The sequence below is a fragment of the Rhodococcus sp. MEB064 genome (genome assembly GCF_000834565.1).
GTDB lineage: Bacteria > Actinomycetota > Actinomycetes > Mycobacteriales > Mycobacteriaceae > Rhodococcoides.
Genome location: NZ_JXQS01000016.1, coordinates 21,218 through 45,648, shown reverse-complemented (window position 1 = coordinate 45,648; position 24,431 = coordinate 21,218). Strand labels below are relative to the sequence as shown.

Annotated in this window: 23 protein-coding genes; 11 read left to right on the top strand and 12 right to left on the bottom strand. The window is 68.4% G+C overall.

The genetic code is table 11. The annotated features are described in order from the left end of the window. Nucleotides 1–36: 36 nt before the first annotated feature. Nucleotides 37–5,502 carry an ATP-binding protein gene (locus RU01_RS08870; RefSeq protein ID WP_042574173.1) on the bottom strand — a complete coding sequence of 1,822 codons (5,466 nt, stop codon included), beginning with the start codon at nucleotides 5,500–5,502 and terminating at the stop codon, nucleotides 37–39. Between the two features lie 214 nt (nucleotides 5,503–5,716). On the opposite strand from RU01_RS08870, the gene RU01_RS08865 reads away from it, so the two are divergent. The 4 genes from RU01_RS08865 to pyrE all read left to right on the top strand — a co-directional run bounded on the left by RU01_RS08865 (nucleotide 5,717) and on the right by pyrE (nucleotide 8,400). Further along, on the top strand, nucleotides 5,717–6,346 hold the full coding sequence (locus RU01_RS08865; RefSeq protein ID WP_042574268.1) for a hypothetical protein: 630 nt from the start codon (nucleotides 5,717–5,719) through the stop codon (nucleotides 6,344–6,346). 55 nt (nucleotides 6,347–6,401) lie between these two features. After that, nucleotides 6,402–7,199 carry an SDR family NAD(P)-dependent oxidoreductase gene (locus RU01_RS08860; protein WP_042574172.1) on the top strand — a complete coding sequence of 266 codons (798 nt, stop codon included), beginning with the start codon at nucleotides 6,402–6,404 and terminating at the stop codon, nucleotides 7,197–7,199. A gap of 69 nt (nucleotides 7,200–7,268) precedes the next feature. Then, nucleotides 7,269–7,853 carry a hypothetical protein gene (locus tag RU01_RS08855; protein WP_042574171.1) on the top strand — a complete coding sequence of 195 codons (585 nt, stop codon included), beginning with the start codon at nucleotides 7,269–7,271 and terminating at the stop codon, nucleotides 7,851–7,853. A 10-nt stretch (nucleotides 7,854–7,863) separates the two neighbouring features. After that, complete coding sequence (gene pyrE, locus RU01_RS08850; RefSeq protein ID WP_042574170.1) at nucleotides 7,864–8,400, top strand: orotate phosphoribosyltransferase; 537 nt, start codon at nucleotides 7,864–7,866, stop codon at nucleotides 8,398–8,400. 3 nt (nucleotides 8,401–8,403) lie between these two features. Here pyrE and thiD read toward each other — a convergent pair whose 3' ends face one another. The 6 genes from thiD to RU01_RS08820 all read right to left on the bottom strand — a co-directional run bounded on the left by thiD (nucleotide 8,404) and on the right by RU01_RS08820 (nucleotide 15,196). Beyond that, entirely contained in the window at nucleotides 8,404–9,192 is a 789-nt protein-coding gene (thiD, locus tag RU01_RS08845; protein ID WP_042574169.1) for a bifunctional hydroxymethylpyrimidine kinase/phosphomethylpyrimidine kinase, read from the bottom strand. Nucleotides 9,193–9,260: 68 nt separating this feature from the next. After that, the gene (locus RU01_RS08840; protein ID WP_042574168.1) at nucleotides 9,261–10,715 is read right to left on the bottom strand and encodes a hypothetical protein; all 1,455 of its coding nucleotides are present in this window, start codon (nucleotides 10,713–10,715) and stop codon (nucleotides 9,261–9,263) included. 190 nt (nucleotides 10,716–10,905) lie between these two features. Next, complete coding sequence (locus RU01_RS08835; RefSeq protein ID WP_042574167.1) at nucleotides 10,906–11,514, bottom strand: class F sortase; 609 nt, start codon at nucleotides 11,512–11,514, stop codon at nucleotides 10,906–10,908. Further along, nucleotides 11,501–13,342 carry a hypothetical protein gene (locus RU01_RS08830; protein WP_042574166.1) on the bottom strand — a complete coding sequence of 614 codons (1,842 nt, stop codon included), beginning with the start codon at nucleotides 13,340–13,342 and terminating at the stop codon, nucleotides 11,501–11,503. The genes RU01_RS08835 and RU01_RS08830 overlap by 14 nt, the downstream gene beginning before the upstream one ends. A 154-nt stretch (nucleotides 13,343–13,496) precedes the next feature. Further along, nucleotides 13,497–14,744, bottom strand: a complete 1,248-nt coding sequence (locus RU01_RS08825; protein ID WP_042574165.1) for an MFS transporter — start codon at nucleotides 14,742–14,744, stop codon at nucleotides 13,497–13,499. Beyond that, entirely contained in the window at nucleotides 14,741–15,196 is a 456-nt protein-coding gene (locus tag RU01_RS08820) for a MarR family winged helix-turn-helix transcriptional regulator (protein WP_042574164.1), read from the bottom strand. The genes RU01_RS08825 and RU01_RS08820 overlap by 4 nt, the downstream gene beginning before the upstream one ends. Before the next feature lie 62 nt (nucleotides 15,197–15,258). Between RU01_RS08820 and RU01_RS08815 the strand changes: the two genes are divergently transcribed. After that, nucleotides 15,259–15,885: a lysoplasmalogenase gene (locus RU01_RS08815; protein WP_042574163.1), complete on the top strand. Its 627-nt coding sequence runs from the start codon at nucleotides 15,259–15,261 to the stop codon at nucleotides 15,883–15,885. On the opposite strand, the gene RU01_RS08810 is transcribed toward RU01_RS08815, so the two are convergent. Together RU01_RS08810 and RU01_RS08805 are read right to left on the bottom strand one after the other, a co-directional pair. Continuing rightward, entirely contained in the window at nucleotides 15,869–16,372 is a 504-nt protein-coding gene (locus RU01_RS08810) for a methylated-DNA--[protein]-cysteine S-methyltransferase (RefSeq protein WP_442970482.1), read from the bottom strand. The genes RU01_RS08815 and RU01_RS08810 overlap by 17 nt on opposite strands. Continuing rightward, the gene (locus tag RU01_RS08805; RefSeq protein ID WP_042574161.1) at nucleotides 16,369–16,794 is read right to left on the bottom strand and encodes a hypothetical protein; all 426 of its coding nucleotides are present in this window, start codon (nucleotides 16,792–16,794) and stop codon (nucleotides 16,369–16,371) included. The genes RU01_RS08810 and RU01_RS08805 overlap by 4 nt, the downstream gene beginning before the upstream one ends. 98 nt (nucleotides 16,795–16,892) lie before the next feature. On the opposite strand from RU01_RS08805, the gene RU01_RS08800 reads away from it, so the two are divergent. Genes RU01_RS08800 through RU01_RS08790 form a run of 3 tightly spaced genes read left to right on the top strand, consistent with a single transcriptional unit; the run spans nucleotide 16,893 to nucleotide 19,499 of the window. Then, the gene (locus RU01_RS08800; RefSeq protein ID WP_042574160.1) at nucleotides 16,893–17,681 is read left to right on the top strand and encodes an SDR family oxidoreductase; all 789 of its coding nucleotides are present in this window, start codon (nucleotides 16,893–16,895) and stop codon (nucleotides 17,679–17,681) included. Nucleotide 17,682: 1 nt separating this feature from the next. Beyond that, nucleotides 17,683–18,357, top strand: a complete 675-nt coding sequence (locus RU01_RS08795) for a TrmH family RNA methyltransferase (RefSeq protein ID WP_042574159.1) — start codon at nucleotides 17,683–17,685, stop codon at nucleotides 18,355–18,357. A 32-nt stretch (nucleotides 18,358–18,389) separates the two neighbouring features. Then, nucleotides 18,390–19,499 carry a glycoside hydrolase family 76 protein gene (locus RU01_RS08790; RefSeq protein ID WP_042574158.1) on the top strand — a complete coding sequence of 370 codons (1,110 nt, stop codon included), beginning with the start codon at nucleotides 18,390–18,392 and terminating at the stop codon, nucleotides 19,497–19,499. On the opposite strand, the gene RU01_RS08785 is transcribed toward RU01_RS08790, so the two are convergent. Together RU01_RS08785 and RU01_RS08780 are read right to left on the bottom strand one after the other, a co-directional pair. Continuing rightward, nucleotides 19,496–20,173 (bottom strand): DedA family protein, encoded by a 678-nt coding sequence (locus RU01_RS08785; RefSeq protein ID WP_082042992.1) that lies wholly within the window; start codon nucleotides 20,171–20,173, stop codon nucleotides 19,496–19,498. The genes RU01_RS08790 and RU01_RS08785 overlap by 4 nt on opposite strands. Nucleotides 20,174–20,187: 14 nt before the next feature. After that, a complete protein-coding gene (locus RU01_RS08780) occupies nucleotides 20,188–20,949 on the bottom strand; it encodes a VTT domain-containing protein (RefSeq protein ID WP_231568647.1) in 762 nt (253 codons plus the stop codon). A 169-nt stretch (nucleotides 20,950–21,118) separates the two neighbouring features. Here RU01_RS08780 and fbaA point away from each other — a divergent pair, with 169 nt between their 5' ends. Then, the gene (gene fbaA / locus RU01_RS08775; protein ID WP_042574156.1) at nucleotides 21,119–22,159 is read left to right on the top strand and encodes a class II fructose-bisphosphate aldolase; all 1,041 of its coding nucleotides are present in this window, start codon (nucleotides 21,119–21,121) and stop codon (nucleotides 22,157–22,159) included. A 9-nt stretch (nucleotides 22,160–22,168) separates the two neighbouring features. Here the strand turns inward: fbaA and RU01_RS08770 are convergent, their stop codons facing one another. Next, complete coding sequence (locus RU01_RS08770; protein WP_042574266.1) at nucleotides 22,169–22,696, bottom strand: Rv0361 family membrane protein; 528 nt, start codon at nucleotides 22,694–22,696, stop codon at nucleotides 22,169–22,171. Between the two features lie 58 nt (nucleotides 22,697–22,754). Here RU01_RS08770 and RU01_RS08765 point away from each other — a divergent pair, with 58 nt between their 5' ends. Together RU01_RS08765 and RU01_RS08760 are read left to right on the top strand one after the other, a co-directional pair. Beyond that, the gene (locus RU01_RS08765) at nucleotides 22,755–23,171 is read left to right on the top strand and encodes a DUF3151 domain-containing protein (RefSeq protein ID WP_042574155.1); all 417 of its coding nucleotides are present in this window, start codon (nucleotides 22,755–22,757) and stop codon (nucleotides 23,169–23,171) included. Nucleotides 23,172–23,186: 15 nt separating this feature from the next. Further along, nucleotides 23,187–24,359, top strand: coding sequence for an FUSC family protein (locus RU01_RS08760; RefSeq protein ID WP_082042991.1), 1,173 nt, complete (start codon nucleotides 23,187–23,189; stop codon nucleotides 24,357–24,359). Nucleotides 24,360–24,431: the final 72 nt, after the last annotated feature.

Genomic DNA, 24,431 nt, shown 5'->3' with positions numbered 1-24,431 from the left:
CTCCGATGAGCGGAGGGCGCGGCTGTTCGCGTGCTTCTACTGGCGTGCCATTCCGCGTTCGATGGCCGCGACGATCTGCGGGCGCAGTTCGGCGGCGGCGACGATGTGGTGCACCGACCCGACGGTGCGGGCGCGCTCGATGTTGTGCACCGCCTCGAACTCCGACGCCACCTCTCCGAGCTTCTCCGAGCGGACCGCGGTGCGCGTGGCCGACAATTCGACCTGCAGGCGGGCGCGCTCGGTGTCGTCCTCGGAGGAGTTCATGCGTGCCTCGAGGTCGCGGACCGACGGGTCCGCCGCGGTGCGCTTGTTGACGTCGCGGGTGAACACGACGGCTGCGGCCGGGGCGCCGCCGAGAACGGAGGCGAAGGAACCCTCGACGGCGAGCACCTCCATGTTCTCGTTCAGCGCACCGGAGAACACGACGAAGGCGCCGCCGTGGTAGCGGGAGACGACGCAGAACACGATCGGGCCGTCGAAATTGACGATGGCACGGCCGATTTCGGCGCCGTACTCCAACTGGAGGTTGCGCAGCGACTCGGGTGACCCGTCGAAGCCGGACAGGTTCGCCAGCACCACCAGGGGTCGGTTGCCGCTGGCCGCGTTGATCGCGCGAGCCGTCTTCTTCGACGAGCGCGGGAACAGCGTTCCCGACGTCCACTGGTCCGGGCCGTCGGCCGGGAACCATCCCTTGCGGGGGATGGCCCTGGACTCGATGCCGATGACGGACACCGGGTATCCGGCGAGGTGCGCGTCGAAGACCACCGAGGTGTCGGCGTCGGCCATGTCGGCCCAGCGCTCGAGCACCGCGTGATCCTGGTCGACGACGGCGCGCATGACGGTGCGGATGTCGAACGGCTTCTTGCGCTCCGGGTTGGTGGCGGAGGAGAAGATGTCGCCGACGGTCTTGAAGTCGCTGGACGGGTGCACGTGCGGGTAGGTCCGGACGTCGCGGTCCACGGGGTCGACCGTCGTGGTGCGACGCGGGAAGCGTTCTCCCGGTGCGCGATACGCGTGGTCGTAGTGCGCGAACAGGACGTCGCACGCGGCACCGAGGTTGGGCGCCCAGTACTGCGCCTGGCCGTTGGGGCCCATGACGCGGTCGTAGCCGCCGATGCCGAAGTTGTCCTCCGCCGACACGCCACCCGAGTAGTCCAGTGACTGCTTGCCGGTGAGCACCATGGCGCTCTCCGGGGTCATCACCAGGATGCCCTTGGTGTGCATGAGCATCGTCGCCTCGGCGTTCCAGTACGGCTGAGCGCCGACGTTGATACCGGCGACGATCACGTTGATCTCGTGGCCTGCCTGCGTGAAGGTGATGATGCGGCGCAGTGCCCGCGACACCCAGTCCATGTTCTCGGTGCCGCTGCCCATCGAGATGGTGGCACCGGAGGACAGTGCGAACCACTCGACCGGGACGTTCATCTCCTCGGCCAGGTCGATCGCAGCGACGACGCGAGCGCACTCGGCCTCCGCCACCGTGCCCAGGGCCTTCGTCGGATCACCGAACAGGGCGACGCGGGTGATGCCCTCGGGGTACAGCGCGGTCGGCGTCGAGACCAGGCCGACGATGATGCCCGCGGTGTTCTGACCGTACGGCCGCGAGATGGGTTGCAGCGCACCGCTCTCGTCGAGGTCGTACTCGACGAAGGATCCGTCGCGCTTGGTCAGCACCGGGATCAGTTCGTACGGGTAGACGGTGCCGCGGGCCTGCGAACGCTGCACGTTCTGGGTGTACGTGTCCAGCGGACGCATGGGCTCGGTCGGCGGATCGGTGATCTTGGTGACGACGCCGGTGCCCGGACGGTACGAGAAGCGCAGAGCCTGCGGGGTCGGCTCCGCACCGGGACGCACCGGGACGCGGGCAAGCATCGTGATCTCCTCGAGGCCGGCGGCCACGGTGAGGGGCGCGAGATGCCGTGCGACGGTACGCAACTTGTCCAGCGGCAGGTCGAGCACGGGCCACACGTAGAGGACCACGCGGTTGTGGTCGAGTCGCCGGTTGCCGCGTCGGGCCTGCGCCCGGCGGATACCGTCGAGGCACGCGGAGATCGTGCGCTCGAACGCCGGGACCGAGACGACGTTGCCCTGGGCGTCGAACTGCACTGCGGCATCGCGGATCTCGGCCAACGCGACCAGGCGCTCGTCCTTCGGGTTGTCCTTGGACACCAGATCGAACAGGTACGTGCCGGGTGCCGACGGGATGCGGGTGCCGTCGAAGTTCTTCAGGCGCCACAGATCGAGTCGCTGTCCGGTGAGGGGATGCAGGTCGCGCAGGGACATGTCCTCGGTGAGGACGCCCCCCTGCGGACGGAACGTCACCTGTCGCGAGATGCCGGTGCCCTTCCCGAACACCGTGACGGTGACGCGTCGCCACGTGGTGGTCACGTCGTGCGCGGCGATCTCTGCGCGCAGCTCCTCGACGACCTGGTCGCCGTTCTCCGGGGCCGTCGGCCACGCGAGGTAGACGTCGACGGCGAGGTTCTCCGGGGCCGGTCCCGCGGTCTCCGCCAACGCGGACAGGGTGGCGGACAGTCCGTCGCGGTCGGTCATCGTCGAGAGCAGGTTGACCTTGCCCCCGACGAGGGTGAAGGTTCCCGACACATAGTGCCGCCCTTCGCGATCGAACGCCTTCACGTCCTCGAAGTTGCGGATCTCGTAGTACTGGCGCGTGATCACCTCGAGCAGCGCGCCGGGATCGGACATGCGCTGCGAAAGCAGCTCGACCAACGGCTCGCCCGTGGCGACGAGGGCGTCGATACGCTCCTGATGGTCGTCCGCGTCGGGGTTCTCGGACAGGTACTGCAGGCTGCCGCGGACACCGTCGTAGACCTGCTCGCGGGCCTTGCGGATCTGCGGCTCGTCGAACAACTGGAAGCGCAGGTTGCGGGCGACGTCTCCGATGACCGGGTACCGCACCTGCGTGGCGACGACGAGGCGGTCGAGCACCTCGCCGACGGCGCCGTCGGCATCCGGGGCGACCGACGGGTCCGCGATCCAGCGCTCGAGGAGCGCGGCGATGGCCGGGACCTGGTTCTCGATGCGCTGCTGCGCCAGAAACAGTCGGTAGACGGCTTCCTCGAGATCCGTGCCACGTTCGAGGTCGTTCTTGTCGTAGTGGCGCAGAACGCGAGTCAGCTTGTCGCGGAACTCGTCCGGCAACCCCTGCACGTCGGCGTCGAGAGACTGCAGGAACGAGTGGAAGTGCTCCCGCGGGCTGTGGACGCGCTCGTCGGTGTCCTCCTCGTCCATGGTCGGACGGTTACGGGTCAGCTCGCACATGTCGGCGAACGTCGTCAGCAGATCCAGCTCTGCCTTGACCAGCTCTCCGTCGCCGCGGGGGAGTGCGCCGCGCAGGGCGTCGTACTCGGCGATGGTGTCCAGAGCGCGCGAGGCACTGACGTCGTAGCCGCTGAGGAGAGCGCGCAGTTCGTCCAGACGAGCGAGCGCGTCGACCCGGTCGTCGCGGACGGCGTCGGCACACGGTGAGCGGAACTCGACGCGTGCCGTGGTCGACGCGGCGGCCTGCTCGCCGATGGGATCGACGCGCAGCAGCGCAGCACCGTTGTCGACCTGAGCGTTGACGATGGCGAGAACTTCGCTGACCCGACCGGCGGTGGTGGCCCGGACTGCGGTCTCCATCTTCATCGCCTCGAGGACGACCAGCGTGGCGCCGGCCTCGACGACGTCACCGACGGCGACGGGTACGGCGACGACGACGGCGGGAGCCGGTGCGCGGACCAACCCGGCCTCGTCCTGGGAGATCTGGTGGCTGATGCCGTCGACCTCGACGAGATACCCGGCCGGGCCGGGAACGGTGACGACGGAGTAGCGGGTGCCGTCGATGTCCGCGCGGCGCTCGAAGGTGCCCAGGCGCTCGACGTCGATGGTGATCTCGCGGTCGTCGACGGACACCAGGTAGCGGTGCGGACCGACCTGGCCGACGGTGATGCGGTAGCCCTGGCCCTGGTAGTTGAGCTCTACGGTCCGGCCGATGTCGTGGCTGGCGCGGGGACGTCCACCGCGTGCGGAATGCAGGAACTTGATGCGCTCTCGGGCCTCGTCCGCGTCGTAGGCGTCGACGGCCGCGGCGACGAGCGCGACGTCGGAGACGCGTGTCGGGCCCTCGGCGGTACCGGCGCCCGTGCGATCGAGCCAGCCGGTGTCGGCCGTGGCGTCGATCAGTTCCTCGCGGTCGAGGAGGTCGAGCAGGAAGGATTTCGTGGTGGTGCCGCCGTCGATGACGACGGTGGTCTCGCGGAGTGCGGTTCGCAAGCGCGCCAACGCTTCCGAGCGGTCGCGTCCCCACGCGATGATCTTCGCGACCATCGAGTCGTAGTCGGGCGGGATGACGTCGCCCTGGGCGATGCCGGTGTCGACGCGCAGGCCGGATCCGAGGGGGAACTTGAGCAGACGGACGGTGCCGGGGGCGGGAGCGAAGCCGTTGTCCGCATCCTCCGCGTTGAGGCGGGCCTCGACGGCGTGGCCGAACTCGGACGGGCACTCACCCTCGAGCGCATGGCCGCCGGCGACGAGAATCTGCAGCTTGACCAGGTCGAGGCCCGTCGTCACCTCGGTGATGGGGTGCTCGACCTGCAGACGGGTGTTGACCTCGAGGAAGGTGAAGATCTTCTGCTCGGGCTGGTACAGGTACTCGACGGTGCCGGCGCCGTGGTAGCCGGCGGCGCGGACCAGTTCGGCCGACGCGGTCCGCAACTCGTCTGCCTGCTCCTTGGTCAGGACGGCGGAGCTGGACTCCTCGATCACCTTCTGGTTGCGACGCTGGATGGAGCAGTCGCGGACGCCGGGGGCCCACACGTTGCCATGGGTGTCGGCGATGACCTGGACCTCGACGTGGCGTGCCTCGGTGACCAGACGCTCGAGGAAGACGACGGGATCGCCGAAGGAGCGCTCGGCTTCACCCTGCGTGCGCTCGAGAGCGAGTTCGAGCTCGTCCTCGGCGAAGACCTTGCGGATACCGCGGCCGCCGCCGCCGCTGCGCGCCTTGATGATGAGGGGGTAGCCGATGGCCGCGGCGTGACGACGCGCATCGGCTCGGGTCTCGACGGGACCACCACTCCACGGCGCGACCGGCACGCCGACCTTCTCGGCGAGGATCTTCGCCTCGACCTTGTCGCCCAGCAGACGCATCGATGCCGCGGACGGTCCGATGAACGTGATGCCCAGGCGTGAGCAGACGTCGGCGAAGGTCGGGTCCTCGGCCACGAAGCCCCAGCCGACCCACACGGCGTCGGCGCGCGCCTCGACGAGCGCACGTTCGAGTTCGGCGTAGTCGAGGTACGGGTTCTGCACGCCGGTCTTGTGCAGCGTGACGGCCTCGTCGGCCTGGCGTACGAACATCGCCTTGCGCTCGGCCTCGGTGTGGAGTGCGATGACACGCAGGGGTTCGGTGGAGCGAGATTCGCTGTTCAGTTCGCGTACTGCTCGGATGAGGCGCACTGCTGCTTCGCCTCGGTTGACTACTGCTATGCGTGTGAACATGCGCTCCGCCGTCTCGAATGGAATGTGTCGTCCGGCCCAGTGTGACGTCCTCACGGCGTACTGGCGAGTACATCCGAATATGGTGGCGTGAGGTAGTGATCGGTCACTGACCTCGGCAGATGCGTTACCAGTCGGTATACCGACGGGTAATGCAGCGGCGGGGCGGATCCTTGTGCCGCGCGCGGGAAAAGTACAGTGGAGGGCGATGACAGCGATGTGGTTCGGCCTTGCTCTGATCGCACTTCTGGGTGCGGTGGCTCTGCTGTACATCGATCGTGCCCGTCGCGGGCAGCAGGGACGCGTGCGTCAGATCTGGGCGAAAGCCCAGGGCTACCACTACGTCGCGGCCGATCGCGACCTCCCGGCGACCTTCGGTCGTGCCGTGATGGCGAACCAGGAATTCCTCGGTGCCGTGGACGTGGTCGAGGGTGTCCGGCGCGGCGAGGAGTTCGTTCTCTTCGACCTCGAGGACGCGGCGACGGTCATCGCGGTCCGACGCGAGGTGGGGTCGGACGTGGACATCGATCTGCGGTCCAGGACGACACCGCCTCCCAAGGACGCCGACATGCAGTTGCTCGGTTCGTTGGGGCCGCGCATCATCTTCGCGACCGACCTCGATGTGGCTCGCCGGGTCTGTGACCAGAGGATGGTCGCCTTCACGCACTCGGTTCCCGACGTGGTCCAGCTGCTGTGGAGCGAAGGTGAATGGACGCTGGGGACGGTGCCCATGGGGAGTACGGGACGCGAATGGGACGCCGCCATCGACACGGTCACCCGGTTGTCCGGCCTTCTCCACGTCCTGCCGCCGTCCCGCCGGCGGACAACGCCGCGCGCCGAGAACTGACGAATTCGTCAGCCACCCTGCCGGGTGAGGAAGCTCACCGGCTAGTCTCGTCCGCATGTCGTCTCCGACGCCGCGCACGACGCGGCCCATCGCCCTCGTCACTGGCCCCACGTCCGGAATCGGCGGGGGATACGCCCGCAGACTCGCCGCCCGTGGCCACGATCTCGTCCTGGTCGCCCGGGACACCGAGCGCCTCGAGGCGCTGGCGCAGGAACTGACCGACGCCTACGGCACGTCGTCGGAAATTCTCTCGGCCGACCTGTCCACCGACAGCGGACGTGCGATGGTCGTCGAGCGTCTGGAACAGGGCGTCGAGGTACTGGTGAACAACGCCGGGTTCGGAACGTCCGGCGAGTTCTGGACGGCGGATCCGGCGGCACTCCAGCGCCAGCTCGACGTCAACGTCACGGCCGTCATGCAGTTCACGCGCGCCGCGCTGCCGTCGATGATCGCCGCGGCCTCGGGCACCGTCGTCAACGTCGCGAGCGTGGCCGGCCTCCTGTCCGGCCGCGGATCCACCTACTCGGCGTCCAAGGCGTACGTGGTGTCGTTCAGTGAGGGCCTCGCCGGTGGCCTGGCAGGAACGGGCGTGCGCATCCAGGCTCTGTGCCCGGGCTTCGTGCGGACCGAATTCCACGAGCGCGCGGGCATCGAGATGTCGACGATTCCGAAGTTCATGTACCTGTCCGTGGATCAGGTGGTGGATGCGTCGTTGAAGGACCTCGACAAGAACACGGTCCTGAGCATTCCGGGGCTTCAGTACAAATCACTGACTTCGGTGACGCGTCTGGTGCCTCGTTCCATCGCTCGTCGTGCAGCGTCGCTGGTAGGCAGCGCTCGCGGTCGAACATAGGCCTGTCGGCGGCGCGCCAACCCTCGACCTCGGGTCGACGGTGAGGCATGACATCGCTATGTTTCCAGTGTGACTGTTGTGGCCCTGGTGGCGTTCCTGATGATCATCGGCATCGTGTGGATCATGTCCGTCGTGCGTCGGACACGTCGATCCGCCGACACCGTGGCGGCCGGATTGCACTTGCTCGAGATCGAGCTGGATCGCCGCCGCGCGGTGATCCCCGACCTGGTGCGCGCCGCTGTCGACGCCGAGATCGACAGGGCTGCGGTCAACCAACTGGTCGGAGCGCGGTCCTGGTCCGCGATGATGCGGGACCGTCGTTCCGAGCTCGGTGATCGCGCCGCCGCCGAGAACGGACTGTCCGTCGCGCTGCACGACGTGGTGTTCGAGGGGCGCGCGAGTGGACCGACCGGCTGGGACTTCGCGGCTCCCGCAACGGAACTCGATCACATCGAGCACCGGATCGCCGGCGCGGTCCGCGTCTACAACACGCAGGCGTCGATTCTCCGGTCCCTCGCGGGGTCGCCTCTCTCGCGTCCGATCGTGCGCACTCTCGGCGTCCGTGCGCCCGACCTGTTCGCCGAGACCGTGGACATGTCCGGCGAGGGACCGCACGTGCCCGCCGTGAGGACACCGCAGCGAGCGACCCGCTAAGTTCTTCTGCGTGAGCGCTACCGAGAAGTCCGAACTGGCCGAGCTCGTCCGCGATCTGGCCGTGGTGCACGGCAAGGTGACCCTGTCGTCCGGCAAGGAAGCCGACTACTACGTCGATCTCCGCCGCGCAACGCTCCACCACCGCGCCGGGGCCCTGATCGGTCGACTCATGCGAGAACTCGTCCAGGACTGGGACTTCGACGCGGTCGGCGGACTCACCATGGGCGCCGACCCCGTGGCGATGGCCGTGATGCACGCGCCCGGTCGTGAGATCGACGCCTTCGTCGTCCGCAAGGCCGCCAAGGCGCACGGGATGCAGCGGCAGATCGAGGGCCCCGACATCGTCGGCAAGCGTGTGCTGGTCGTCGAGGACACCACCACGACCGGCAACTCACCGCTCACGGCCGTCGCAGCACTCCGTGACGCCGGCGCGACCGTGGTCGGCGTCGCCACGGTGGTCGACCGCGCCACCGGAGCCGACGCCGTCATCGCCGCCGAGGGTCTCGAATACCGCTCGCTGCTCGGGCTCGCCGACCTCGGCCTCTGACGGTTACTGCCAGCCGACCGCGGTGAAGGGTGCGGCGGTGGTGATCCGGCCGACGATGCCGGCGTGCGCGAAGTCCTTCGCCGTCGCCACGGCGTCGTGGACCGACGCACCCTTGGCCAGCTCCGCGGTGATAGCCGCCGCGAATGTGCACCCGGCTCCCGACACGCGCTCGTCGCCGATTTTCGGTGCTCGGAAGACGGTGACGGACTCACCGTCGAACAGCACGTCGACGGCCTCGTCGCCGGGCAAGCCCGCGCCACCCTTGACCACCACGTATCGGGGGCCGAGATCGGCGATACGGCGCGCCGCCTCGCCCAGGTCCTCGACCGTCTCGAGGGACTCCATGCCCGAGAGGGTCTGCGCCTCGAACAGGTTCGGGGTGACCACGGTGGCCAGCGGCAGGATGTCGGCGCGCAGGGCGTTGTCGGTGTCCAGTGCAGCGCCGGGCTCCTGGCCCTTGCAGATCAGAACCGGGTCGACCACGATGTGGCGCCACGGCTGCTGTCGCAGCGAATCGGCAACGGTCGCAACGGTACCCGGTGTCCCGAGCATCCCGATCTTGACCACGTCGAGCGAGTGGGCGGCCGTGGCCGCCTCGATCTGATCGGCGATGACGGCACCGTCGACAGGGACGAAACGGTGGCCCCAGCCGGCTTTCGGGTCGAACGAGACGATGCACGTGATGGTGCCGACCCCGTAGACACCGAGACGTTCGAAGGTCTTCAGGTCGGCCTGGATTCCGGCGCCTCCGGTGGCTTCCGATCCAGCGATCACGTAGGCGAGTGTCGGCATGATGGGGGCTCCTGAGGTGAGATGGTTCCACCAGTATCTCAGGAGCCCCCGCCGCTACTCGGGGTGTGTCAGGAGTTCGACTTCTTGCGACGCGACAGCGCGACCGCACCGCCGACGCCTGCTGCCGCGACCAGGGCGACGCCGGCGCCGATCGCGACGGTCGATGTTCCGCCGTCCTCCTCGCTCGCGGGTGCGGCGAGGCTGGTCTCGGACGACACCAGCGAGATCTCGGGCAGCTCGCCCGCGACGATGACGTTGCCCTTCTCGTCATCGGTGAAGTAGTCGACGACCTTGAACGTGCGGGTCGGTCCGTCGACGTAGAAGCCGATCAGACGGACGCCCGACGCGGTCACCTCGACGGTGGTGCTGTCGATGGCCGCAACCTCGACGTCCTCCTTCGTCTCGTCGCCGACCTCGAGCGTGACGGTCTCCTTGGCGGCGTTCTCCGCGGCAGCCTCGTCGGCGGCCTTCTTGTCCGCGGCATCCTTCGCAGCTGCCTCGGCCTCGGCCTTCGCTGCTGCGGCGGCCGCTGCTGCTGCTGCCGCCTCGGCGTCACCGGCTGCTTCGAGCCGCTTCGCGTTCTCCTCGGCGACCGTGGCGGCCACCTGCGTCGTCGCAGCCTTCACGACGGCGGCGAAGAGCGTCGAGGCGCGGGCGTACGCGGACTGGATGGCGGTGGTGACCTTGGCGGCGTCGAGAGTCGCGACAGCGTCGCCGACGGCCTTCAGGGAGTCCTCGGCGGCCTTGGCTGCTTCTTCTGCAGCGGTGCGCGCTGCGGCTGCAGCCTCTGCCTTCGCGACGGCGTCCGCACGAGCTGCCTCGGCTTCGGTCGGGTCGGCGGCGGTGTCGCCCTCGGTCTCGTCGGCCTTGTCCTCGGCGGCGTCCGCCTCGGCCTGTGCCGTGTCGGCGTCCGCCTTCGTCTGTGCCGCTGCAGCTTCCGCAGCGTCGGCGTCTTCCTTGGCCTTGGCGGCGACGCCCGCGGCGACGATGCTCTCCTGCTCGGCGACCGACGCGGATTCCTCGGCCTTCGATGCCTCGAGCTCGGCCTTCGCCTCGTCGACCTCGGCCTCGGCAGCGGCGTCGCCGCCCTGCGCTGCGGCGATGGCGTCGTCGAGGAATGCCTGCGCCTTCTTGATGGCGTCGACGGCGGCCTTGGTGGCGTCCTTGGCTACCTGCAGTGCCTTCTTCTCGTCCTCGGTCAGCTTCGCGTCGATGTCGATCTTGATGGACGAGTTGCCCTCGTCGTCGACGACGACGGATCCGGTCACCTGCGGCAGCGGACGGGCGGGCGGAGCCGTGGTCGGCACGGTGGTCGAGTCCCCGGCTGCCGGAGCTTCCTCGGTGCTCGACGGCGCAGGAGCCTCGGTGGTGGTCGTCGCCGATTCGCTGCTCTCGGAGCTGTCACCCGGTGTGTCCTGGGCGAGTGCGACGGACGGTGCGGCAACGGCGAGAGATACCGCGAGCACGGCGCCGGCCGCGGCGAGGCGGGTCTTCCGAGCGCGAACGATGGACTTTTCCGACATGAATGGCCTTTCGATCACAGGAATCGACAGTGAATGCCGAACCCGAGAAGCGTGAGAATGGTGTGCGCGTCCCCCGACGAACAGAACGTACCTTCCGGTCCGCCCATCTCTTTACTCGGATTTTGCTTCGTCATCGAAGTGTGACCTTTGGTGCAGCCGATGTTCATGTGGTGTATGTGACTGTTGTGACTCACTTTCCGCTGGTGAGCTGCGCAACCACCACGTAGTTGTCCGCGGTCGGCTCGCCGTTCCGGACGTCGCAGTTGGCCAGGATCAGTCGGCCCGGGACCTGCGCCCGGAGCTCGTCGTCACCCAGCAGCGACCCTTTAGGCAATGGCCCGACCGTCTGCACGCGATAGGACAGCACGCCGTTCGGAGTCCTGAGGAGAACCGTGTCGTCGGGTGCGACGGCTTCCAGCGCGCGGAAGGGAGCGACGCGCGTCGAGTAGTTGTGACCGGCCACGACCACCGTCTCGGCCGTCTCGGTGCCGGGCATTCCGCTCTCGCCCCACCACGCCGGACGCTCGTCCGCGGGATTGAGCTCCTGACCGGTCGAGCCGCCCCGGACGATCGGATCGGGATACATCTCCGCGCTCAGGTACGTGGCGCCGTCGGGAGTGCGCAACTCGACCAGATTCGGTGGAGCCGGCGCGATGACGGACGACGGCTCGGCGGCCAGCTGGGAAGACACGGCAGACCGGGCGGGGGCGGACACCGACGTGTCCGCCCCGCACCCGGTCAGTGCGGCGCCGACCACCAGGGCCGACGCCAGGAGCGCAGTGTGTCTACTCCGACGCATCGTCGGACGCGCGGCGACGCATGAACACCACACCGCCGACCGCGGCCGCACCGAGAACGGCGGCGCCGCCCAGAAGCGCGGGAACTGCTGCGGATCCACCGGAGCCCTCACCGCTGCCCGAGTCGCCCAGTGCCAGATCGACAGCGGGCAACGAGCCGGCGACGACCGTGTTGCCCGCGTCGTCGGTGGTGAAGTAGTCGACGGTCTCGAAGGTGGCACCGTCGGCCGCGTCTCCGTCGAAGACACCGATCAGCTCGGTCCCGGTCTCGTCGACCGACACCGTGGTGTCGTCCACCTCGGTCACGGGCACATCGGTGGCGACGGTGTCACCGAGCTTGATCGTGATGGTGAACTTCGGGCCGCTCGCGGCGAGCTCGGCTGCCTTCGCCTTCAGGTCGGCGTCCGCCTTCGCTGCCGTATCGGCGGCAGTCTTGGCAGCGTCCGCGGCGGTCTTCGCCTCGGCCGCCGCGGTCTTCGCGGCCGCCAGATCGGTCTTCGCCTTCTCGGCTGCCGCAGCCGCCTGAGTCGACGCTTCCGCTGCCTTGGTAGCGGCCGCCTCGGCGTCCAGCGCCTTCTTCTCGGCGGCATCGGCCGCGGCCTGAGCACTGGTCTGATCGGTTGCCGCGGTGGCTGCTGCCGCAGCTGCCTTCTCGGACTCGGCCCGAGCTGCATCCGCGGTCGCCTTCAGTGCATCGGCGTCGGACCTGGCCTTCGCGGCGGCGGCGACAGCGGCGTCGTCGGCCGTCGTGGCATCCGCGGCGATCGCTTCCAGTTGCGTCGCCAGTTCGGCTGCGCGGGTGGCCGCCACCTGCGCCGACGCTGCCTTCACGACGCTGGCAGCGAGGTCGGCCGCCTTCTGGCGCGCAGCCGACAGAGCCTTCGCGATGTCGGCGGCCTTGCGTGTCTCGATGGCGGTGGCAACGGCTGCCGCCGCGTCCCGTGCCTGTACGGCGGCGGTCTCGGCGTCGGCACGAGCTTTGTCGGCGGCGGCCTGCTTCGTCGTCGCGTCCAGGCGTGCGGCCGCGGCGGCGGCATTGTCCTCGGCGGACCCGGACGCTGCGGCCTTCGCTTCGAGATCCTTGGCGGCGGTATCGGCCTTCTCGAAGTCGGCGGCCGCGGTTGCAGCCTTGTCGGCTGCGGCCTTCTCCGCATCCTGCGCGGCCTTCGCGTCGGCATCGGCCTTCTTGGCCAGACCGGAGGCGATGACGGCTTCCGCCCGCGCCTTCGCGGCGTTCTCCGCAGACGTCGACGCGTCGAGTGCGGCCTTCTTGGCGTCGACATCGGCCTTGGTGGCCGCGTCGGTCGCATCGACGACGTTCGCCAGCGCCTCGTCGTACTCCGCCCGTGCGATCGCGGACGCCTCGGCAGCCGCCTTGGATGCCGTGGCGGCGTCCTCGAGGGCCTTCTTCTCGGCGTCGGACAGCTGCGGAATGACGTCGACGGTGATGGTGGTGTTGCCCTGCTCGTCGACGACGACGGCCCCGGTGATCTGGGGGAGGGGTCGCACGGTCGAGGGGGCCTCGGGGACTACCGCCGGGGCGATTCCCTGAACGGGAGGGGCCGGGTCGACCACAACGGGTGCGGGAGCGACGGGTGCGGGGTCGACCGGAACTTCGCCGGCGGGCGCCTGCTGCTCCGGCGCGGTCTCGGTGCCCTCCTCGCCGACGGGGGGAGCGGGCGCATCGGAGGATTCCGAGGACTCGCCCGAACCCGTCCCGGGCTGCGCGACCGCTACGGCCGGCGCAGCGAGGGCGAGGGAGACGGCGAGGGCTGCACTCGCGGCGACGAGGCGTTTCCGACGAAACCTGACGATCGACTTTTCCGACATGCGAACCATCCTGGGGTCGTGGATATTCGGCGGTTCACCGCCGAACGAGAGAACACTGGTGCGGTGTTCGGTCCCCCGACCCGGTAGGAAACCTACCCGACGGTTCGCTCTGCATGTGGCAATTCGATTACTTCCCCATCGGAAACAGTTGCTGTCAGTCGCCGACGGTGAGCGCTGTCGCCTCGTCGACGCTGTGCGGTGCAGGGTCATGATCGTCGACGTGAGCAAGCACCTTCCGGCCGGTCGCCAGGACGCCGATGGCCACGAACGTGCAGGCAGCACCCACCCAGAACGGGACGTGAACGTTGGATTCGCCGAGCTTGCCGGCAAGGTAGGGCGCTGCCGCACCACCGGCGAATCGGACGAAGCTGTACGCCGCGGACGCAGTGGACCGCTCGACCGGTGCGGAGATCATGACGGTCTCGGTGATGAGCGTGTTGTTGACTCCGAGGAACAATCCGGCGAGCACGACGCACACGATCAGCACTGTCTTGTTCTCGGTGAAAAGTGCCATTGCGGCGAGGTCCACGGCGAACAGCAGGAGCGCCAGCATCATCATGTTCAGCGTGCCGAACCGGCGCTGCAGACGGGGTGCGACGAACACCGATGCCACTGCGAGGGCGAGTCCCCAGCCGAAGAAGATGAAGCCGATGGCGTAGGTCCCCAGGTCGAGAGGGAACGGGGTGTACGCGAGAAGCGTGAAGAAGCCGTAGTTGTAGAGCAGCGCGGTGATGCCGACGGTGAGCAGTCCGCGGTGGCGCAGTGCGCGGAACGGATCCGCGAGAGAGGTTCGATGCGTGGGCTTCTCGCCCTCGGGCAGCATGACGACGAGCAACACCACGGCCACGGCCATGAGCACGGCGACGCCGAAGAACGGTCCACGCCAGCTGATGCTGCCGAGAACTCCGCCTACCAGCGGCCCGGTCGCGATGCCGATACCCAGTGCGGCCTCGTACAGGATGATCGCGCGGGCGACTCCGCCGCTGGCGGCACCGACGATGGTGGCGAGGGCGGTGGCGATGAACAGGGCATTGCCCAGTCCCCAGCCGGCGCGGAATCCGACGATCTGGGCGATCGTGCTGGACGAGCCGGCGAGTGCGGCGAAGACGATGATGATCGCCAATCCGGCCAGCAACGTCTTCTTCGGCCCGAAGCGCGACGACACGACGCCGGTGACCAGCATCGCGACACCGGTGACCAACATGTAGGAGGTGAAGAGCAGCGACACCTGCGACGGTGTGGCGTCGAGCTGCTCACCGATGGGCTTGAGGATGGGATCGACCAGGCCGATACCCATGAACGCGATGACGCTCGCGAAGGCGACTGCCCAGACGGCCTTCGGCTGCTGCAGAAGGCTGGGCTGCTCGGTGGACTCGGCGGTCCTGTCTGTCGTCGATGTCACGACTGTTCCTCTCGTGCTGTGTTCTTGAGTACCGATCGCAAGTCGTCGAGACCGTCGACGATCCTGCGGAGCTGGGCTGGATCGGGTCGGTGCAGGTGCTGCAGCAGTCCGTCGCCGATGGCGCGTCGCGACTCGGCGAGCCACGTCCGACCCGACTCCGAGATCGCGACGACCACCGCGCGAGAATCCGTCGGATCGGAGGTGCGCGTGAGGAGGCCGTGGTCGCCCAGCGTGCGCAGCAATGCTGTCGCGGACGGCTGCGAGCACCGGTCGAGACGGGCGAACTCGCTCACGCGGATGGCGCCGTACTCGTCGAGCAGTGAGAGGGCGCGTGACCACGTCCGGGGGTGATCGGTCGGCGACACCGAGGCGGCGAGCCGGGTGAAGCGGGACGTCGACGTGACCAGCTCGGAGAGCAAGGTTCGGAGTTCGTCGGTAGCAACTGTCTGCACGATCGATAACGTTACATTGGCTAACTATCGAATTCCAGCGGTCGAGTGGTTACGGTGTCGTGATGCGCCTCACCGATGCGTCCTACACCGATGCCGCCTACGCCGCTGCTGCCGTCGCCACCGTGGTCGGTGCCGCCACTCACCGGTCGCGTCTGCACGCCGTCGCCAAGCCGTTGTTGATGCCGCTCCTGGCCGCGCGGTCCGGGGCGCACCGGCAACCGCTGCTCGCTCTCGGCCTCGGAGCCGCGACCCTCGGCGACATCGCGATGATCGATCCCGACGACGATCGACGGTTCACCCTCGGCGCGTCGTCGTTCGCGGTGATGCAGGGCTGCTGGTCGATCCTGCTGTACCGCAACGGCTCCCGGCCACGACGTGCCGACGTCGTACCGCGCGTACTCGGATGGGCTGTGGGCGCGGTCGTCGCCACGAGACGCTCGCCGACCGTCGCGCCGGTGTCGATGGCCTACGGGATCGCGCTGGGCACGATGTCGGTATTGGGCGCCGACGGGGATACGCGCGCCGTCGTCGGGTCGACGCTCTTCACCGTCTCCGATGCGCTGGTCCTGGCCCGGCGCGTGATCTCCGACGATCGCGCCCGGACGGCGCTGGAAGCGGTGGTGCTGACGACCTACATCGCCGCGCAGTACGCGCTCGTCGACTCGCTGACCGTCAGCCGAAGAGAGTAGGGGAACCGGACTCGAGGTCGAGGAGCAGACGTTTGCGCTCCACACCACCGGCGAAACCGGTGAGGCTGCCCGACATTCCGATCACGCGGTGACACGGGACGACGATCGACAGCGGGTTGCGGGCATTCGCGGACGCGACCGCCCGCACCGACGTCGGCCGCCCGATCGCCCGTGCCAGGTCGGAGTACGTCCAGGTCTCGCCGTACGGGATGGTGCGCAGCGCGGCCCACACCGACTGCTGGAACTCCGTTCCCACGGGGTCGAGGGTCAGCTCGAACCGACGTCGGTCACCGGCGAAGTACTCCGACAGCTGGGTCGTGATCTCCTCGAAGCCCTCACTGGATCCGAGTCCCAACCGTCCGACCGCCGGAGCGGGCTTGTGCGCGGGAAAGTAGACGCCCGCGAGCGCCGACCCGGCTCGGACCAGCGTCAGGTCGCCGACGGGTGTCGCCACGACGGTATGGACTCTGTCGAGAGCGCCGGTCACATCCATATCCTCGTGCGGTCGGCCGGATCGACCTTCACCGGGATCGTCGCACCCACCTCGAACGTGGACGACGGTTCGCGTCGACGCACCAGTCCGGGATAGCTGTCGGAACCCGGAACCGTGATGACGACGTCCACCTCGGTCATCGGAGCGGTCGCGGTACCCACCGTGCGCACGTCCTCGATGACAGCCCACCCCTCGACCCCGTCGCGGAGGAGTCGACGGTCCTCGGCGGTGGGACGGCCGGCGACCATCATTGCGAGTCCCAGCGCTGCGCCGAATCCGGCGACCAGACCGGCGATCTGGTACGGCACGGTTCCGTCCGGAGATCGGGGGAGCAGGACGAACACCCAGACCGCCAGGACGACGATGTAGGCGGCGGTGACGATCAGCAGCGCCCTACCGATGCGTTCGTGATTCATCAGTGGTTCCTTCCGGGCGACCGCTCGATCCTACTCGGCAGTAAGTTTTCTGCTCACCGCTCTGTTGCTGCTCAGCCCGACCCTTTACTGTTCATCTCATGTCTCAACCTACTGTCTTCATCACCGGCGCAGCAGCCGGCATCGGACGCGCTACCGCCCTGACGTTCGCCGCGGCCGGCTACCACGTCGGTGCATACGACATCGACGAGACCGGGCTCGCCTCGCTGGCCAAGGAGATCGCCGCCAAGGGGTCGACCTCCACCACCGGAATCCTCGACGTCACCGACACCGCGCAGTTCACCGAGCGGCTGAAGGAGTTCGACGAGGCAGCGGGCGGACGACTGGACGTGTTGATCAACAACGCCGGCATCCTGATCGCCGGGCAGTTCGCCGAGCAGGCCATCGAGACGCACCGCAAGCAGTTCGACATCAACGTCGGAGGCGTGCTCAACGGTCTTCTCGAAGCGTTCCCGTACCTGAAGAAGACCCGCGGCGCCCAGGTGGTGAACCTGTGCTCGGCGTCGGCGATCTACGGCCAGCCCGAGCTCGCGACGTACGGCGCGACGAAGTTCGCCGTCCGCGGACTCACCGAGGCACTCGATCTCGAGTGGCACCGGCACGACATCGCGGTCAAGGCGATGTGGCCGCTGTTCGTCCAGACCGCCATGACCAAGGGCATCGAGACGGGCACCACCGGATCGCTGGGCGTCAAGCTCACCGCTCAGGACGTCGCCGACGCCATCTTCAAGTCGGTCCAGCCCTCGAAGCGGCTCTACCACAAGGTGCACTTCCCGGTCGGGATCCCGTCCAAGGCACTGTCCATGGGCTCGCGTTTCTCCCCCGTGTGGCTGACCCGCGAGGTCAACCGCCGCCTGTCCCACACCTGAGTTGACCGAGAACGACCGGACCGACGAAGCGGGTGCCACCGAGTGGGGTGAGCACCCGCGCGGAGCACCCGCCTGGGACGTCGAGCGCGACGGACCCCGGCCCACCGATCCGCGCTACGACCCCGAACTTCTCGACGAGGGGGACCGGCGCAACGTCGTCGACGCGTATCGGTACTGGACACGCGAGGCTATCGTCGCGGACCTGGACACGCGTCGGCACCCGATGCACGTGGCCATCGAGAACTTCGCGCACGACGCCAACATCGGCACCGTGGTCCGCACGGCCAATGCGTTCGGAGCAGCCGTCGTGCACATCGTCGGACGCCGGCGGTGGAACCGCCGCGGTGCGATGGTCACCGACCGCTACCAACACATCGAGCACCACGCCGACGTCGGCGAACTTATGGCCTACGCCGCCGAGGCCGGTCTGACCGTCGTCGCCGTCGACAACGTGCCGGGATCCGTGCCGCTCGAAACCGCCGTACTCCCGCGCGAGTGTCTGCTGCTGTTCGGGCAGGAAGGTCCCGGAGTGACACCGGACGCCCGCGCCGCCGCGTCGATGACGGTGTCCATCGCCCAGTTCGGATCGACACGCAGCATCAACGCCGGCGTCGCCGCGGGCATCACGATGCACACCTGGGTCAGGCAGCACGCCGATCCCGGCCTGGCCTGGTGAAGCCGCCAGGGTCGTACTGGCAAGATCGAACCATGCACGACACGTGGGCCTCCAGGGCGGACGCCGCAGAGGAGGCCGTCACGTCGCGGCACGTCCGACGACTGTGGGGTCTCCCCGGTACCGCACTGGGAGTGGTCGCGTGGCCACCGGTCCGCCGCGAACGGCTCTTCTTCCGCTGGCACTACTGGTGGCAGGCGCACCTCATCGACTGCGTCGTCGACGCCGAGCAGCGTGCGCCCACCGCGAAGCGTCGACGCCGGCTCGGTCGCATCGCGCGCACGCACCGCCTGCGCAACATCACGGGCTGGACCAACTCCTACTACGACGACATGGCGTGGCTGGGACTGTCCCTCGAACGAGCGCAGCGACTCCACCTCATCGACAACCGCGGCGCGATCTCCGCTCTCGAGGGTGCGCTCTTCGACGCGTGGGACCCGGCGCACGGCGGCGGAATCCGCTGGTCGACCAAGTCCGACTTCTTCAACGTCCCCGCCAACGGACCGGCAGCCGTCCTGCTGGCCCGCACCGGCAAGCTCTGGCGCGCCCAGGCCATGGCCGACTGGATCGACGCGACGCTGGTGGATCCGGCCACGAACCTCGTCTTCGACGGAATTCACACCGACGGTCGCGTCGAGAAGCCGTTCTACTCCTACTGCCAGGGCGTCGTCCTGGGCGCGGAGACGGAACTCGCGATCCATCTGGGCGACGACAAGCACCGTGAACGGGTGCACCGACTCGTCGCGGCGGTCCGCGACCACATGACCGAGGACGGCGTCATCGCCGGCGGTGGTGGAGGCGACGGCGGACTCTTCAACGGAGTGCTGGCCCGCTACCTGGCCGTCGTGGCCACTCAGCTGCCCGGCGACACCGACGAAGATCGTGAAGCCCGTTCGATCGCGGCGGACATCGTCCTGGACTCGGCCGACGCCGCGTGGGACAACTGCCTGTCCATCGAAGGCCTGCCACTGTTCGGCAGCAACTGGTCGGCCATCGCGACTCTGCCGTCGTTCGGGGCGTCGATCGCCCGGTTCGCCGGGGGAACGGTGACGTCGTCGTCCGTCCCCGAGCGCGATTTCTCCGTGCAGCTCGGCGGCTGGATGCTCATGGAAGCAGCGCACGCCGTCGCCGCACACGAGCTCTAGAGGTCGTGGACCTCGACGGTCTCGATCGGTCGCTTCATCTCCTTGCGGTACTGGTACAGACCGAAGGCGGTCCCCAGCACGATCGACACGATCATCAGCGTGAGCACGGTCGGGAACAGCCACGACACCTTGTCCAGGACCGCACCGAAGTAGAAGCCCACCAGCAGCAGCACCGGTGCCCAGATGAGGGCTCCCAGCGTGCTGGCGATGGTGTAGCGGCGGTGATTCATGCCGCCGGCGCCCGCGACCATCGGGCACAGCGTGCGCACCCAGGGGATCCAGCGCGCGATGAGCACAGCCCAGAAGCCGTGCTTCTCCAGTAACCGGCTGACCTTGTCCAGGTTCTCGGTGTTGAAGTACTTGCCGTTCTTGCGCGCGACGACGCGATGGCCCGTGCGCTTGCCGATCATGAAGCCGACCTGGTTGCCGGCGATCGCGGCGACGAACGCCCCCGCGGACAGTGCCCAGACGTGGGAGGTGCCGGACGAGTGCGCGGCCAGACCGATGCCCGCCGTGATGAGAAGGGAATCACCGGGCAGGAAGAGTCCGACGATGACGGCGCACTCGAGGAAGACGAACGAGACGACGATCAGCCAGACCAGCGCGGGTCCGGCGGATTCGACGAAGTGCATCGCCCCGCCCTCGGCGAGCACGCTGCTACCAGCAAGAAACATATCGAGGTGACCGATCAGGAGGACGTGTCACGAGGCGCGCGCTCGGACCACTTGGAGGGTTCGACCTTGCCGTCGATCTTTCCGTCGAACGCGTCGACGGCTTCACCGAGCGGGGTGCGGCGTGAGGAGAAGATCCTCTTGCCCACCTCCCAGGCGATCGGGAGCACGGAGACCGCGACGATGATCAGGAAGATGATGTCGACGTTGTCGCGGATGACCGCGATCTGGCCCAGCAGGTAGCCGAGCAGGGTGACGCCGGCGCCCCAGACGATGCCGCCGACCACGTTGTAGATGAAGAAGGTGCGGTACCGCATGCCCGATGCGCCAGCCACGACCGGCGCGAACGTCCGCACGATGGGGACGAAGCGAGCCAGGAAGATGGTGATCGGGCCGTGCTTCTCGAAGAATGCGTGCGACTCGTCGATGTACCGCTTCTTGAGGAAGCGCGCGTCGTCGGAGAACAGGCCCGTCCCGGCCTTCTTGCCGATGATGTAGCCGACCTGGTCGCCGAGCACCGCGGCGATGGGAATGGTGACCATCAGGACCCACAGGGGTGCGAACGGCTTGATCTCCTCGCTCTTCGACGCGGCGATCAGACCGGCCGTGAACAGCAGGGAATCACCGGGGAGCAGCGGGAACAGCAGACCGGACTCGATGAAGACCACCAGCAGCAGGCCGACCAGTACCCAGGTGCCGAAGGAGTTCAGCAGGTTCACGGGATCGAGGAACCCCGGGAGCAGGGCGAGGTCGGTCACGGAGGCGGCCACGGTAGTCACAAGCGCCCACAGTACCGGCGCCTCCGAGTACTTCTTCCGATGTAGTGCAACTCACCACGGCTACTCGCGAGTACGGCGGGCGGGGCACGGAGACCGGGTGAGAGTTGACATACTGCTAGGTGACCGCGCCCAGACGGGCGCCCCGTTCGCTCACCGTGGAGGTTTCTTCGTGCCGATCGCAACTCCCGAGGTGTACGCCGAGATGCTCGGCCGCGCCAAGGAACACAAGTTCGCATTCCCCGCCATCAACTGCGTGGGCTCCGAGTCCATCAACGCCGCGATCAAGGGATTCGCCGACGCGGGAAGTGACGGCATCATCCAGTTCTCCACCGGCGGTGCCGAGTTCGGTTCCGGCCTCGGTGTGAAGGACATGGTCACCGGCGCAGTCGCCCTGGCCGAGTTCGCGCACGTCGTCGCCGCGAAGTACGACGTCACCATCGCGCTGCACACCGATCACTGCCCCAAGGACAAGCTCGACACCTACGTGCGTCCGCTCCTCGCGATCTCCCAGGAGCGTGTCGACGCCGGTCGCAACCCGCTCTTCCAGTCGCACATGTGGGACGGCTCGGCGGTGCCGATCGACGAGAACCTCGAGATCGCCAAGGATCTGCTGGCCAAGGCTGCCGCGGCGCGCATCATCCTCGAGATCGAGATCGGTGTGGTCGGCGGCGAGGAAGACGGCGTCGAGGCCGAGATCAACGACAAGCTGTACACCTCGAACGAGGACTTCCTCAAGACCGTCGAGGCGCTCGGCGCCGGCGATGCGGGTTCGCGTTACCTGCTGGCCGCCACCTTCGGCAACGTCCACGGCGTCTACAAGCCGGGCAACGTCAAGCTCAAGCCCTCCGTCCTCGCGGACGGCCAGAAGGTCGCCTCCGACAAGCTCGGTCTGGCAGCCGGATCCAAGCCGTTCGACTTCGTCTTCCACGGCGGATCGGGCTCGGCCAAGAGCGAGATCGAAGAGGCGCTCGAGTACGGCGTCGTCAAGATGAATGTCGACACCGACACCCAGTACGCCTTCACGCGTCCGATGGTCGGTCACTTCTTCTCCAACTACGACGGCGTCCTCAAGGTCGACGGCGAAGTCGGCAACAAGAAGGTCTACGACCCCCGCAGCTACCTCAAGAAGGCCGAGGCCGGCATGTCGGCTCGCGTCGTCGAGGCGTGCAACGACCTGAAGTCGGCCGGACGCAGCGTCTCCGCAGGCTGACGATCACTCTCAGGCGCAGACCTTCCAGGTCTCGCCGTCGAGCGCGAGATCGAACGTGCGCGCCGAGGGCTCCGCGCCCTCGGTGCGCGCGGTCACCTGAGCGATCGCCGTGGTCTGATCCGGCGGCTGCGCCTCGGTGATCTGCACGGTGTCGACGCTCTCCACCACCGGTACCGTCCCGGCGGCGACGGCCGCGTCGTGCGTCGCGGCGAAATCGGCGTCGGAAATTCCCCCGTAGAACGACGCCAGCGGCCCGCACGTCGCGGTGCGCAGTGTGGCCAGGTCGCCGTCGCGCAATGCCGTCGTGAAGGTGTCGATCGAGGTGCGGATCTTCTCGTCGTCGCTCGGCCCCGACGCCGACGCGCCGCCGCGAGTCAGCGCGAACGCCACGACACCGGCGATGGCCAGCAGCGCGACGAGTGCCGCGGCGATCCACGGCCCGCGTCGGCGACCCCCGGAGCGCGTCGACACCTTCTTAGGCGCGGTGCTGGGTTCGATGCGGCGCGGTGCGGCGGGGCGCGAGTTATCCGGGGACACGCGAGCACTGTATCCAGCGCCCGACGTCTCCCGCGCGCTCCGTGGGAGACTGTCGTACATGACTTCCTTCGGTGATCTGCTCGGTCCCCAGCCCACGTTGCTGCCCGGTGACGACGAGGCCGAGTCCGCTCTGCTGAACCACACCGCCCCCGAAGAGGTGGCGGCCGCACATCCCACCGCCTCCGTGGCGTGGGCCTACCTCGCCGAGGCCGCCCTCGAGGACGGCCGCACCATCACCGCATACGCCTACGCGCGAACGGGCTACCACCGCGGTCTGGACCAGTTGCGTCGTAACGGGTGGAAGGGCTTCGGGCCGGTTCCGTACAGCCACGAGCCCAACCGCGGATTCCTGCGCTGCGTCGCCGTCCTGGCGCGCGCCGCACAGTCCATCGGCGAGACCGACGAGTACGCCCGCTGCCTCGATCTGCTCGAGGATTGTGACCCGCGCGCCGCGGAACAGTTGGGCGTCGGCTAGAGCGTCCCGGCGTTCATGGCCCGTTTCCGGGACTACCCGCAGTTCACGAGGCCGCAGCTCGGCCTCCGCCAGCGCGGCCGCGCCCGTGTCGCGGCGTCGTCACGCCGGTTGAGGGTGTCGGGCCTGCCCGTCATCCAGTGCGCGCTGGCCGCCGGCCTGGCGTGGTTCGTGGCCACCGACATCGTCGGTCACCTCACCCCGTTCTTCGCTCCCATCGCCGCCGTCGTCTCGCTCGGTGTGTCGCTCGGTGCGCGCATGCGCCGCTCGGCCGAGCTGGTGGTCGGCGTGACGGTCGGTATCGGTGTGGGCGATGCGATCATCGCCGGTATCGGCAGTGGTCCATGGCAGATCGCGCTGGTCGTCGCCCTGGCGATGTCCACCGCGGTGTTCCTCGACGGTGGCGCGATCATCCCGATGCAGGCCGGTTCGTCGGCCGTGCTCGTGGCGACGCTGATTCCGCCCGGCAACTCCGGTGGCGTCGACCGCATGGTGGACGCACTGGTCGGCGGGCTCGTGGGTCTGGCCGTCGTCGCCGTCGTACCTACCCACCCGGTGCGCCGGGCGCGCAAGGATGCCGGCGCCGTCATCGCGACGGCCGGTCGGGTGCTGCAGTTGGTCGCCGACGGACTGATGGCCAACGACGCCGGCCCGATCGAGCAGGCGCTGAAGGCGGCGCGCGCGACCCAGCCCGCCATCGACACGATGCGCACCGACCTCAAGGGCGGGCGCGAGATCAGCCGGATCTCTCCTCTGTACTGGAGCAGCAAGCAACGGCTCGCGGAACTGGCCGCGACGGCCGATCCGCTGGACAACGCGGTCCGCAACATCCGGGTGCTCGCCCGCCGGTCGCTGTCCCTGGTGCGCGACGACGAAATCCTCGACCCGCGCCTGGTCGACCTGGTGGAGAAGCTCGCGCAGGCCACCGACGTCGTGCGGCACATGATGCTGGCCGACCCCGGCGAGCAACCCGACCGCGCCGAGGCCGCCAGGGTGCTGCGACACGTCGCGGTCGGTGCCAAGGCGGAACTCATGCGCGACGCCGGTCTGTCCGCAGTCGTGGTGCTGGCGCAGATCCGTTCCATCGTCGTCGATCTGCTGCAGGTCGCCGGGTTGTCACGCATCTCGGCCCTGGCGACGCTGCCTCCGACCGTCGAGCACCCCGCGGTGCCGCCGGAACTGTTCGACTGAACCTTCCCGCTGACCTTCCGTCTTCCCGCGGTCACTGCAATCACTGAGGGAAGCCGGAAGTCCAGCGGGAAC

Bases quoted from the DNA above. Each gene is read 5' to 3' on its own strand.
- RU01_RS08870 (WP_042574173.1), bottom strand. From the start codon at position 5,502: ATGTTCACACGCATAGCAGTAGTCAACCGAGGCGAAGCAGCAGTGCGC.
- RU01_RS08865 (WP_042574268.1), top strand. From the start codon at position 5,717: ATGTGGTTCGGCCTTGCTCTGATCGCACTTCTGGGTGCGGTGGCTCTG.
- RU01_RS08860 (WP_042574172.1), top strand. From the start codon at position 6,402: ATGTCGTCTCCGACGCCGCGCACGACGCGGCCCATCGCCCTCGTCACT.
- thiD (WP_042574169.1), bottom strand. From the start codon at position 9,192: ATGCCGACACTCGCCTACGTGATCGCTGGATCGGAAGCCACCGGAGGC.
- RU01_RS08840 (WP_042574168.1), bottom strand. From the start codon at position 10,715: ATGTCGGAAAAGTCCATCGTTCGCGCTCGGAAGACCCGCCTCGCCGCG.
- RU01_RS08835 (WP_042574167.1), bottom strand. From the start codon at position 11,514: ATGCGTCGGAGTAGACACACTGCGCTCCTGGCGTCGGCCCTGGTGGTC.
- RU01_RS08830 (WP_042574166.1), bottom strand. From the start codon at position 13,342: ATGTCGGAAAAGTCGATCGTCAGGTTTCGTCGGAAACGCCTCGTCGCC.
- RU01_RS08815 (WP_042574163.1), top strand. From the start codon at position 15,259: ATGCGCCTCACCGATGCGTCCTACACCGATGCCGCCTACGCCGCTGCT.
- RU01_RS08805 (WP_042574161.1), bottom strand. From the start codon at position 16,794: ATGAATCACGAACGCATCGGTAGGGCGCTGCTGATCGTCACCGCCGCC.
- RU01_RS08800 (WP_042574160.1), top strand. From the start codon at position 16,893: ATGTCTCAACCTACTGTCTTCATCACCGGCGCAGCAGCCGGCATCGGA.
- RU01_RS08790 (WP_042574158.1), top strand. From the start codon at position 18,390: ATGCACGACACGTGGGCCTCCAGGGCGGACGCCGCAGAGGAGGCCGTC.
- RU01_RS08785 (WP_082042992.1), bottom strand. From the start codon at position 20,173: ATGTTTCTTGCTGGTAGCAGCGTGCTCGCCGAGGGCGGGGCGATGCAC.
- RU01_RS08765 (WP_042574155.1), top strand. From the start codon at position 22,755: ATGACTTCCTTCGGTGATCTGCTCGGTCCCCAGCCCACGTTGCTGCCC.
- RU01_RS08760 (WP_082042991.1), top strand. From the start codon at position 23,187: ATGGCCCGTTTCCGGGACTACCCGCAGTTCACGAGGCCGCAGCTCGGC.